At 71.9% G+C, this 11,916-nt stretch carries 4 protein-coding genes and 3 tRNA genes; 1 reads left to right on the top strand and 6 read right to left on the bottom strand.

Translation table 11 applies throughout. The features are described 5' to 3' along the window. Positions 1-60 precede the first annotated feature (60 nt). Together GVV76_RS10645 and GVV76_RS01360 are read right to left on the bottom strand one after the other, a co-directional pair. Positions 61-768 (bottom strand): AAA family ATPase, encoded by a 708-nt coding sequence (locus GVV76_RS10645; RefSeq protein WP_236263142.1) that lies wholly within the window; start codon positions 766-768, stop codon positions 61-63. Between the two features lie 100 nt (positions 769-868). Next, positions 869-6,226 carry a S8 family serine peptidase gene (locus GVV76_RS01360; RefSeq protein ID WP_159624401.1) on the bottom strand — a complete coding sequence of 1,786 codons (5,358 nt, stop codon included), beginning with the start codon at positions 6,224-6,226 and terminating at the stop codon, positions 869-871. Positions 6,227-6,664: 438 nt separating this feature from the next. Here GVV76_RS01360 and GVV76_RS01355 point away from each other — a divergent pair, with 438 nt between their 5' ends. Beyond that, entirely contained in the window at positions 6,665-7,915 is a 1,251-nt protein-coding gene (locus tag GVV76_RS01355) for a PLP-dependent transferase (protein ID WP_159624399.1), read from the top strand. A gap of 76 nt (positions 7,916-7,991) precedes the next feature. Here the strand turns inward: GVV76_RS01355 and GVV76_RS01350 are convergent, their stop codons facing one another. The 4 genes from GVV76_RS01350 to GVV76_RS01335 all read right to left on the bottom strand — a co-directional run bounded on the left by GVV76_RS01350 (position 7,992) and on the right by GVV76_RS01335 (position 11,746). Next, on the bottom strand, positions 7,992-9,437 hold the full coding sequence (locus GVV76_RS01350; RefSeq protein ID WP_159624397.1) for a GuaB1 family IMP dehydrogenase-related protein: 1,446 nt from the start codon (positions 9,435-9,437) through the stop codon (positions 7,992-7,994). A gap of 444 nt (positions 9,438-9,881) precedes the next feature. Further along, positions 9,882-9,957 (bottom strand) — tRNA-Arg (locus tag GVV76_RS01345). 1,532 nt (positions 9,958-11,489) lie between these two features. Beyond that, positions 11,490-11,576: transfer RNA gene (locus tag GVV76_RS01340), tRNA-Ser, on the bottom strand. Between the two features lie 84 nt (positions 11,577-11,660). Continuing rightward, positions 11,661-11,746: transfer RNA gene (locus GVV76_RS01335), tRNA-Ser, on the bottom strand. Between the last annotated feature and the right edge of the window lie 170 nt (positions 11,747-11,916).

The following is an 11,916-nucleotide window of genomic DNA, read 5'->3' as shown; positions in this document are numbered from 1 at the left end:
CCGAGACCGGTCGAAATCAAGAGCGAGACCGGTCGAAAATAGGAGCGAAACCGGTTCCTCTCAGAGGAGGCCGAGGGCGCGCATGAGGTGAGGCATGGTCGTTGAAGGACAGGGACCCTGCGTGTCCAGCCCCGGCTCAAGGGCGCCCGCGAGCCGGCATCGTTGGGCCGCGTCCGCCACGGCATCCCACGGGAAGTCCTTGGGAAGGGACTTCTCCTCACCCCCGCGCACCGGAGCGATCTGCGCGTAGTGGTCCTGAGCGTCATGCTGGTCCTCGTAGTTGCGGACCTGACAGTAGTGCGCGGTGAGCCACACCTCGAAGCAGGGGACTGAGACGACGCCGTGGACCGGGCGATTCTTCTTGTTGCTGGCCCGGCGAAGATCCGTGAAATCAGCAAGCGAGTAGATGATTGAGGAGCCGTCATCATCCTTCTCGCAGAACCACGCCTCAGCGGCCTCGAGCCTGGGAGTCGGCGTGTTACCCAGCAGCGATGCGCCATGCGTGGTGGCGATGATCTGGGCGCCGGTCGTATTGAGATCCGGCTCCTGGAACATCTCAATGAGCGCGGCGGCGAGATGGGGGTGGAGGCTCACATCGAGCTCATCGACGACGAGCACACCGCCCCGACGCAAGGCCTGGACGGCCGGACCGGCGGTGGCGAGCCAGGTGAGAGTGCCCTCACTCTGAGCGCCGAGTCCTAGGCGGCACTCGGCGCCGTCGGGTCCGCGATGGATGAAGACCAGGGAATGACCGAGCTGGGGGAGCAACTGATCAGGGAGTTCGACGTCCTCACCCTGAAGGCGCTCAACGCGAGAGCGGATCTCCGCTCACGACACCCGCTCCGTGAGCGCTCAGCGCTCCCGAGGCTCAGTCAGCGGCAGCGTTCGACGGCTCCGCGCTCCGACGGCGGCGCCACATAACCGCGCCCCCGGTGAGGATTGCCCCGGCCGCCAAGCCCAGCACAGCCGTCGCGTTGGCGCCGGTGCCGGCCATGGCACCCGCGTTCATCGGGGGGCGCCCGGAGGGCTGGCCCCCGGCATCGACCTCCTGACCCGGCCGGGGAGGCGCGGCGGGCAGCTCACCGGGCTGGCTGGGCCGGGTCGGCCGCGCGTCCTGGCTGGGCCGGTTGGCCTGGCTGGGACGCGCGTCCTGGCCGGCCTGGCCGGCCTGGCCAGCCTGGGTGCGCGGAGCCTCCGCGGCCCCTCGCGCTCCAGTGCTCCCGGAGCCGCCAGCCGCACCATCCGTCCCAGCGGAGCCGCCGCCCCCACCGCCGCCCGCACCGCCGCTCCCACCGTCGCCCCCGGGCGAGGGCCGCTCCGGGGAGCAGATCGTGATGGCGACCTGGCGGGTCACGATCCGGCCGGCGGCGTCCGTGGCCACGAGGGTCACGGTGTTGCCCCCCGGCGCGAGCACGGTGCTCGGCGCCAGCGACAGCGCAGTGTCACCGGCGGCCGTGGCCGAGCCGTCGTCGGTCACGGAGTAGAGCGCGAGGACCTTCGCGGCCACGGCGGGCTGATCGGCAAGGCCCCCGGGCTCGACGGTCACCGTGGCCGAGTCCGGCCCGTTGATGACGGCGTCGGCATCCACGACCACGGCCCTGGACAGCGTGGTCGTATTGCCGGCGAGATCCGTGGCGGTCATGGTGATGACGTGAGTCCCGGCCGCCATGTCGGCCGTGGGCACGGCGATGCTGAGGGCACCCGCGTCCACCGAGCCGGTCTGCTCGGCAACGAGCCCGCCCGGTCCCCCAGGGACCGCGCCGCCGTCGCCGCTCTCGGCTGCGCCGCCGGCACCAGCACCGCCGGCCGCGCCGTCGCCGGCCGCCGCGCGGCCCACTGGTGCGAGGACGCCCTCGACGTCGGTGCGCCGCTTGGCGCGGGAGGTGGACACCGAGTCCACCGCCTTGCCGTCCACGCTCACCGACAGGCCAGCCATATGGGGGTCGGTGGCGGTGGCCGTCAGCTCGCGCTTGTCGCGGATGACCTCGCCGTCCTTGGCGTCGAGGGCAGCACCGGGGTCCTCCTTGTCCACATGAACGGGGATGCGGGCCTCAAGCGAGTTGCCCAGCCTGTCCACCGCCCCGACGTACAGCGTGTCACCGTCCTTGACGGCGAGGGACTCGGAGAAGCCCCGCTTATTCACGTTCGCGCCGGGGTTGTCTCTGCGGAAGAAGCCCGCCGCGATCTCATTGTTGAGGCGCAGGCTGTAGCCCCACTGGTCATCGGAAACGGTGCCCTTGAAGGCCACCGAGTCCTGGTTGGTGTAGAGCTCACCGCCGTGGAGAGGCGGCTCGGTGAAGTCGGCTGACGGAGGCGTGACATCCACGTACAGGCTGACGACGCCCTCGGTGAGGATCGTTCCCGCCGCATCGCGGCCCACCACCCGGTACTGGGTGAGGCCCGACGGCGCGGGCACGGGCGCGGTGAAGGAGCCGTCCGCCGCCACGGTCACCGCGATGGGCGCGTTCTCACCGATCCCGCCGTCATCCCCCGCGCGCGAGCCGCGTGTGAACTGGAGGCTCGCCACGCCCCCGCTGGTCGTGCCGCGCAGGGTGAAGGCGCCGTCGGCTCCGCGATCGGGCGAGCTGGAGGAGGCCTCGCAGATCATGCTCCGGTAGCACTCGCCGTTGGTCAGTGTGATGGCGGCGGCCTCGGGCGCCCGCGCCCGGCCGGCGATCGGGACGGTGAGCGCGGAGGTGTTGGCGCCATCGTTGAGCGCGATGCCGAGGGAGGTCGTGGAGGGGTCGAGGGTCGTGGCGAGGCTGAAGGTGCCGTCCTCCTTGATCGTCACGCCCCGGCCGTTGATGGTCAGGGTCATATCCGCCGGCTCGGCGCGGTCGTCCGAGACGGTGCCGGTCAGGCTGATCGCGCCGTCGGCGCTGGCGATCACCTGCCCGGCCTCGTCGACGCCCCCGGTGAGGGTGACGGTGGGCGGGATCGTGTCGCGGATGACGACGACGGCGAACTCGTTGATGAGGGCCCCGTCAGCGCCGTGGCCGCGCACCATGACCGTGCCGGCGGGGTGGTCGCCGGTCAGGGTGGCGGCGAACTCGCCGCCCGTGAGGGGGGCGTCGGCGCCGTCGACGGTCACCCGCGTGATGTCAGGGGTGACGAAGCCGGTGATGGGGATGTCTCGGGTCTCGTCGGCGCCGAGGATGACGCTGGCGACGCCCAGATGGCCATCGACGGCGACGAACATCCCCGAGGAGGCGTAGATCGCGTGCTTCTCGGTGACGTTGAAGCCGGCGTCGATCGCGCTGATCGTCACGTACGGCGTGGTGCCGGCGAGCGTGGCCGTCCAGGAGCCGTCCGCCTGCTCGGCCACGGGCGCGGTCGTGCCGTCAGCGAGGACCACCATGGGCTCGCCCATGATCCCGGAGCCGGAGTCCTCCACGGTGAAGCGCACCGAGGACTCGCTCTTCCCCAGGATCGTGACGGTGGGCGCGGTGGTGTCGATCGTCAGGGGGAGGTCGAGGCTCTGCCAGCCGTAGTCCTCGCTGAGGCGCGCGGAGACCCGGTAGGTGTACTGGCCGTCGGGCAGCGCCTGGAAGGCGCCCGCCTGGGCGTTCCAGGCGGTGCCGTCAAAGGCCGCTCCCACGTGGCCGAGGCTGCCGCTGTAGGCGGGGTCGGCGAAGTACCGGCCCGTCAAGCGCTGGACGTTCTGCTCATCGCCCAGATCAACGACCCGGTTGCCCGCCGAGTCGAGGACCTCGTAGTGGATGTCCCGCGCGTTGCGCATCATGACGAGCGAGGGCAGGGCGGCGTCCATCTTGCCGTCGCCATTGGGCGACAGCGCGCGGCGCTGGCCGTCGGCCCCCGCGACGGGCACCGTGTAGGCGCCAACCCTGCTGATGAGCCCGGTGGTATCCGTGGCGCCACCGGCGATGCCCCAGGCCTGGCCCTCGGGCTGGATGATGGGCTCGGCGTTCCAGTCGCCCACGAATCCCATGTAGGGGACGACGAGGTCGGGCGCGCCGGTGGTGGAGGTGAGGCGGACCCAGCCCTCGATGAAGTGGGAGGAGGCGGTGTCCGGGACGAGGGTGAGGTCCACGGTGGCCGTGCCGCCCGCGGGCACGGTCACCTCGGTGCTCGACGGCGTCAGGCTCTCAGTGGCGGACACGGACACCGTGGTCTGCGCGCCAGCGGAGTTGCCTTCCGTGAGCACCTCCTGGGCGGGCAGCGCGTAGGAGGCGTCGGCACCGGAATGATTCGTCAGGGTGACGGTGAAGGCCCTGGGCGCGCTCACCTCGCGCAGCGCCACCGACGGGGCGCCGTCGACGGTGGCGCTGACGGGCGAGGCCAGGGCCTTGTCAATCCGCGCCATCCCGGCGCCCACCTGGCGCGGAGCGGCCGGCGAGCCGTCGGCCGCCGAGGGGACCCGGGCCGTGTTCATCAGCAGGGTCCTGGCCAGGTCGATCCTCTCGGCGCCCTGGGTCTGCGGGAAGCGCGCGGCCAGGTCGTGGAGCAGGAGCGCCCCCATGGCCGCGACATTCGGCGCCGCCATCGAGGTGCCCTCCATGGTGGCGTAGCCGGCGGAGCCGACCGTGGAGTAGACGCCGCCGCCGATGCCGGCGATATCCGGCTCGAAATCGAGGTTCTGGGTGGCGCCCCAGGAGGAGAAAGGCGAGGGGGCCATGCCTCCCGGGTAGGGGGCCGACGTCGGCGGCCCGTCGAAGCGGATCCTCTGGCCCGGGTCCTCGGCGAGGGCCTGGCGGATCGCCTGCGCCCGGCCGGGTGGGATGATCGCGGAGAACAGGGGGTAGGCCTCGGCGCCGGCCGGGTTGATGGGCTGCCCCTGGCCCGCCCGGGGGTTGAAGAGGAGAACACCCGCGGCCCCGTGGGCCTGCGCGTTGGCGAGCTTGTCCGTGAAGGGGTTCTCCCCGTGCTCGACCAGCACGATGGCGCCGGAGAGGTCGGCCCCTGCCGCGTAGTCCTGGGCTCGCCCGAGCCCCGCATCGACCACCCGCGACGCCGTGCTCGGCGCGGCGCCGCCGAGCCGCGCGTAGCCGAAGGGGATGGCGGAGTCGCCCTCGCCGAGGGACCCGCTGGGGATCGTGAACTGGGAGTTGTTCAGGGAGGCGACGGTAAGAGCCGATCCCTGGACGCCGGGGCTGGCCACGGTCCCGTCGTCGAAGCGGCCCAGCGCGTCATCCGGCCCCTGCGCGGTGGAGAAGTTGAGGCCGTCGTTGCCGGCGGCGGCGACGGTGAGGACCCCCGCCTGGCGGGCCTGTTCGATGGCCGCCCTGGCGCCGTCGGAGGAGTCCGGCACGCCATTGGGGCCGCCCAGGGAGATATTGATGACGTCGGCGCCCATCTTCACCGAGTCCTCGATCGCGGCGATGATGTCCCCGTCAAGGGCCTTTCCCGCCTTGGCGGGATCATTGGAGACGACCTTCATGGCCAGCAGCTGGGCGTTGGGGGCGACGCCGTCGATGCGCCCCGAGGTGGCGAAGTCCGGCTCGCTTCCCTGCGAGCCATTGGCGGCGGCGATGCCGGCCACGTGCTGGCCGTGCTGGGAGCCGGTGAGGTCGCGGATCTCGAAGGACTCGTCGGCGTAGTTGTACCCGTTGGGGACCTTGCAGGTGAACCGCCCCCCGGAGGGGTTGGCCTCCTTGATCTTGGCGGCGCCGCAGTCATCGAGGCGCAGGTCGGGGTGGGAGGGGTCCACGCCGGTGTCGACGATGGAAATGACCGTGCCGGTGCCGTCCGCGCCGTGGCTGGCCAGGGCCGCGGGCACGCCCTCCTCATCGCGCGCCGAGTACTCGCTCGGGTAGTAGACGCGCTCCTTGCGCACCGAGGCCACGGCGGGCTCAAGGGCGAGCGCGGCGATCCTGTCCGCGGGCATGGTGGCGGTCATGCCGTTGATGAGGTAGCCGAATCGGTCATCGACCTGCAGGTCGTAGGCACCGCTCCAGGCGGCGATGAGGGGGTCCTGCGCGGCGAGGTTGGCCGACTCCGCCGCCGACGACGGCGAGGAGGGCTGGTCCTTGAGCATGACGACAACCCGGACCCGCTCGGCGGTGCCGGCCTGCGCCTGGCCCGCCGCCTCATCGACGGCCCGCTGGAGGATCGGGGGCGCGGCGGGCGCGGCGGGGGCTGGGGGCGCGGCAGGCGCGGCAGGCGCCCCAGAGGCCTGGTCCAGGAGCGCCTGGGGGATGATGAGCAGCAGCGAGAGCGTGGCGGCTCCCATGGCGGTGCGCAGGCGCGCGGAGAGCGGGAATCGCACAAGCTTCTCCTTTGCGGAGCGAGAGGACTCAACGATGGAACGGGGCGGGGAGCCGGCCCAAGACCCCCCTGAATGCCCCTGACCAGGGCGAGAGTACCGCGCTGTGTGAACACTGTGTGATGGAATGCGGCGGATAGCGCGGTGTCGCCGCGGATCAGGCCCGGCCCAGATACCGGGCGGTGCTTGACCGGCCGGCCGGTGATGACGCTACCGTCCCTCCCATGACCACCTCGATGATCATGCCCCGCGCCCAGCGTCTGCACGCTCACGGCATGCGTCGAATGCTGATGCGCTGACAGCGCCAGCCGTCGCTGTACCCCAATCACGGTCAGAGTCCGAGGTCGTCTCTGCTCGCGGCGCTCGTCGACTCCGCTCCTGCCCGCCGGGGCCGGACGCGTTCACCCCCGCCCCCCGCACCAGCGCCCCCCAGGACCCACCATGACCAGCACCCCCAGCACCGACCGCACCGACCGCACCAGAATCCCCGACACGCCCCGCTCCCCCGTCCGCGCCTCGCCGGTGCACCGCCACCCCACGTGGGACGCCACCACCGCCTGTCCCCGCGGGACCGGCCCCTCCCTGCGGATCGGCACGCTGCTCGCGCAGGCGGGCACCCGCACTGACCCGCTCACCGGCGCGATCACGACGCCGATCCACCTGTCCACGGCCTTCGGGCACCCCGGCCTGGGCGAGTCCACCGGCTACGACTACACGCGCACCGCCTCCCCCACCCGCGACGTCGTCCAGGACGCCCTGGCCCGGCTCGACGGCGGCGCGGCCGGCTTCGCACTGTCCTCGGGGATGGCCGCGATCGAGCTGGCGATCCGCTCCCTGGTGCCGGCGGGATCGAGGATCGTAGCCCTGGAGGACCTCTACGGCGGCAGCTACCGGCTCCTGGAGGTACTCGCCTCCGAGGGCGCCTACGAGGTCGACTTCGTCCTGGGGGACGAGGGCCTGCGCGAGGCCCTGGGGCCGGACCGGCCCGCCTCGCTCGTCCTGGTGGAATCGCCGACCAATCCGATGATGGCGCTCATCGACCTGGCCGCCGCGGCCCGGCTGGCCCACAGCGCGGGGGCGCTGCTCGCCGTCGACAACACCTTCCTCACCCCGTACCTGTGCCGACCGCTGGAACTGGGCGCCGACATCGTCCTGTACTCGGCGACGAAGTACTTGAGCGGACACAACGACGTCATGGCCGGAGCGATCGTCGTCGCCGATGAGGCGGCGGGAGAGCGCGTCCAGTACCGGCTCAACACGACCGGCGCGACGCTGTCCCCCTTCGACTGCTTCCTGCTGCTGCGGGGCCTGAAGACGCTGGGGGTGCGCATGGACCGCCATGAGGCCAACGCGCGGGCCGTTGTCGCGGCCCTTGAGCCGAGCCCCCTGGTGGATCGGGTGCTCTACCCGGGACGCAGCGGGATGGTGTCCTTCGAGGTGGCCGAGGGCGTGGACATCGCGGCGATGCTCGCCGCGCTGAGGGTCTTCACCTTCGCCGAGTCCCTCGGCGGCGTGGAGTCCCTCGTGACCAACCCGAGCGCGCAGACCCACGCCGATGTCCCGCCGGAGCGGCGGGCCGCCTACGGGCTGTCCGACCGCCTCCTGCGCCTGAGCGTGGGCATCGAGGACGCCGCGGATCTCACCTGGGACCTCCTCCAGGCCCTGGAGGCCGGGGCCGGGCGAGCGCTCTGAGCATTCGCGACGTTCTCAATCCACTGCGCTTCGCGCCGGTCGGCGGGCGGTTCCGCTGTGAGAACCGCCCGCGCGCTCACCAGGAGACGGGAACGGGGGCGCCCTCACGGTAGCCGGAGGCGGACTGAAGGCCGACGATCGCCCGCTCGCGGAACTCGGCGATAGAGGCGGCGCCCGCGTAGGTGAAGGAGGAGCGCACGCCGGAGATGATCTGGTCGATGAGGTCCTCGACGCCAGGGCGGGCCGGATCGATGTACATGCGCCCGCCGCTAATGCCCTCCTCAAACAGGGCCTTGCGGGCCCGGTCGAAGGCGTTCTCCCCCTCGGTGCGCCCAAGGACCGCGCGCATGGAGGCCATGCCGAAGGACTCCTTGTAGGCGCGCCCATCGGCGTCGATCTGGGCGTCGCCCGGGGACTCGTGGGTTCCGGCGAACCAGGAGCCGATCATGACGTTGGAGGCCCCGGCCGCGAGCGCGAGGGCGACGTCGCGGGGGTGGCGCACGCCGCCGTCGGCCCAGACGGAGGCGCCGAGGTCGTGGGCGGCCTGTGAGCACTCCAGGACGGCGGAGAACTGGGGCCGGCCCACACCGGTCTGCATGCGGGTGGTGCACATGGCGCCCGGGCCGACCCCGACCTTGATGATGGAGGCGCCGGCCTCGGCGAGATCGCGCACGCCGGCGGCGGTCACGACGTTCCCGGCGGCGATCGGCGCCCCTGCGGGCAGGGCGGATCGCACGGAGGCGACGGCGTCGAGCATCCGGTCCTGATGGCCGTGGGCGGTGTCGACGACGATGACGTCCACCCCGGCCTCGACGAGCTCGACGGCGCGCCCGGCGGGGTCCCCGTTCATGCCGATGGCGGCGCCGATGCGCAGGCGGCCCTCGGCGTCGACGGCGGGGCGGTAGATCGTGGAGCGCACGGCGCCGGCGCGGGTGAGGACGCCGACGAGGCGGCCCTCGGCGTCAACCACGGGCGCCATGCGGCGGCGGGCGGCCTTGAGGCGGTCGAAGGCCTCTCGGGCGTCGATGCCCTCGGGCAGGGTGACGAGCTCGGTGGACATGACGGCGCGCACCTGGGTGAAGCGATCCACGCCCGAGGCGTCGGAGAGGTCCACGATGCCCACGGGCCGGTCGGTCCCCGGGTCGACGACGATGGCGGCGCCGTGGGAGCGCTTGGGGATCAGGCCCATAACGTAGCCGCAGGTGTGGTGGGGCTTGACGGTGACGGGGGTGTCGTAGACGAGGTGGGAGGCTTTGACCTGAGCGACCGTGTCCATGACGACGTCGACGGGGATGTCCTGAGGGATGATCGTCAGCCCGCCGCGACGGGCCACGGTCTCAGCCATGCGCTTGCCGGCGACGGCCGTCATATTGGCCACGACGAGCGGGATCGTCGTGCCGGTTCCGTCGTCGGTGGCGAGGTCCACGCCCATGCGCGAGCCCACGGAGGAGCGCGAGGGCGCCATGAAGACGTCGTCGTAGGTCAGGTCGAAGGACGGGGCCAGCCCGTTGAGAAACTTCACCCCCAGAGCCTAGCCGAGTCGCGCGGCCGCCCCCGACTCGATCCTCCGGTCGCGCTCTCAGCTCAAAGCGCGCCCCACCTGGTGGTCGGATGATGGCCGCCGGACCATTCGCGCCGTTCCGCCCTCACCCGCATGGCGCGTGCGTGCCGCGCGCTTCCGACGTCGACCATGATCGCGGCGTCGCTCACCTTCATCGAGGGCATTTAGCGTCTCGCCCACGCGCCACCCACCGGCGCCCTCCGCGTCGAGAAGCGCGTCCGCGCCGACCGGTGCTCTCCGCACCGACCGGTGCCGTCCACACCGAGAAGTGCGTCCTGCCCGCACCTCTGGGCGCGGATGGCACCTCTGGGCGCGGATGGCGCCCGTCGGTGAAGCAACTCCCGGCTTCCCGGGTAATGGAAAACACCCCGGCTCCGACTGTCGATCCAGCCGATGACGGGGTGTTGGTGCGCCAGAAGGGATTCGAACCCCCAACCTGCTGATCCGTAGTCAGCTGCTCTATCCGTTGAGCTACTGGCGCATGTCGTTTCCGACAGGCAGGACTCTACGCTGCGCCCCTGGGCTCGCCAAATCGCCAGACCGTGAAGCGCGGCACAGGGCCAGGTGGGCCGAGGAGCCCCCACGAGGCGAGGACGGCGCCCCGACGAGCAGCCCCCTGGCCGAGCGGGTGGCGGCCATACCCGGGGTCATTGACCTGGTCATGCTGATCATCGGCGGCAACGACGTCGGCTTCACCACGATCGTTGAGAAGCGCTTCGCCCTCGGACCGCGCAGGGCGAGGACGCCGCCTGCCCATGCCGGCCGAGAAGGGCGAGGCTCTTCGCGGGGCCGCCACGCGGTTCCCGGCCGAGCGGGAGTGATCGCGCTCAGGGCGGGGCCCGGCGATGAGCCCGGCACGGGAGGAGCGCCCGGGCCCCTGAAGCGCATCCGGGACACGCGCTCCCGCGGTGTTCTCCGTGACTCTCAGTGACCGCGCGATCCGGCGATCAGATCACCCACCGAGGAGGAGGGACTCCTCGGTTCCTCATCCTCGGTGAGAACACCCGAGACCCGGCCCTCCACCTACCTCAGCAGCACCCCACGACCATCGCCGCTGGTCAGTCATGATTTCTAGAACGATCAGGGCCCGTGGACCCGGGTGATACCCAGGCCCACGGGCCCTTCGTTCGTGAGGCCGCTCAACTCCCCCGGTTCCCATGACGAGGAAGGAGCTGACCTCCTTCGCCGGATCGCCTAGAGCAGGCTCCCTAAAACCTGCGCCAGCCTCGGCCCGAACCGATCAGCGGGTTCCCCAACCCTCCCGATCCGTTCCGCCCGGCGGTGACATCCATATAACCCCGCGGACCTGGGAGCACACCCTTGACTTCACTGTGAAACGCCTGGGAAATCCTGCGGGGAGTTCGTGACCCGACGCCGGGGCGCTCGTGGCCCGACGCCGGGGCGCTCAAGGCAGTCATCCAGAACGACGCTGGGCCATCCGAAGCGGCGCCGGGCCGCCCAAAGCAGCACTGGACCATCCAGGGCAGCGCCGGGCCATCCAGGGCGGCGCTCCCCGCGGTGCTCCCAACGGCCCACCGGTGCTCCCAACGGCCAGGCGATGCCCCCGACGGCCAGGCGACGCTCCCCGCGGTGCTCCCAACGGCCAGGCGATGCCCCCAACGGCCCACCGGTGCTCCCAACGGCCAGGCGGTGCTCCCAACGGCCCACCGGTGCTCCCAACGGCACAGAGGACGCCTTCTGCTGGTTGCGGCTTCTCTTGACCGGGCCTGTCCTCACCCGATTCCCACCGCGCCCGGGGCGCACCCACGAGAACCCCAATCCCGCGCCGCAGCAGGCCTGACGACTAGCGTCCCGAGGCCGAGCGTGCGGAACCGCCCGACCCCGCGCCGCAGAGGGCCTGACGTGCGCCGGTGATCTTGGCGGGAGCGTCAGGGGCCCGACCCCGCGCGGCAGCGGGCCCGACGCTCCATCCCTGTCACTCCATCGAGACGAAAGCCCTCCCCTCCACCAAGCACAGAGAAGCCCCGGGAGAGCGATCCCGGGGCTGTCCGGCGGAGACGGGGGGATTCGAACCCCCGAGGGGCTTCCACCCCAACCTCCTTAGCAGGGAGGCGCACTAGGCCACTATGCGACGTCTCCAGACGCGAAGCGCGCTGCGAGACTACCCCAGGGCGCCCCGGCCCCGCAAAGCGAGGCGCGAGCACCGGGCAGCCGCAGCCGCCGCGGAGGAAGAGGGATTCGAACCCCCGGTGCGCGAGGCGCACAGCGGTTTTCAAGACCGCCACATTCGGCCACTCTGTCATTCCTCCATGGCCCGGCGCCACCGCCAGGCAGGACCGACCCTACAGCATCGTGCCCGCCCGGATGCCAGTCGGGCGCCGGGCACCCCGAACGGGCGCCGCGCTCACGCCGTGCTGACGGCGTGCGCCGGTCACCCCGGGCAGGCACCGGTCACCCCGAGCGGACGCCGCGCTCACGC

It is taken from the genome of Actinomyces sp. zg296, from assembly GCF_009829695.1.
GTDB lineage: Bacteria > Actinomycetota > Actinomycetes > Actinomycetales > Actinomycetaceae > Actinomyces > Actinomyces marmotae.
Note: the sequence above shows the minus strand (reverse complement) of the source record. Positions and strands in the feature narration are given on the sequence as shown.

Excerpts from the sequence above, each read along its gene's own strand:
- GVV76_RS01355 (WP_159624399.1), top strand. The coding sequence starts at position 6,665 with ATGACCAGCACCCCCAGCACCGACCGCACCGACCGCACCAGAATCCCC.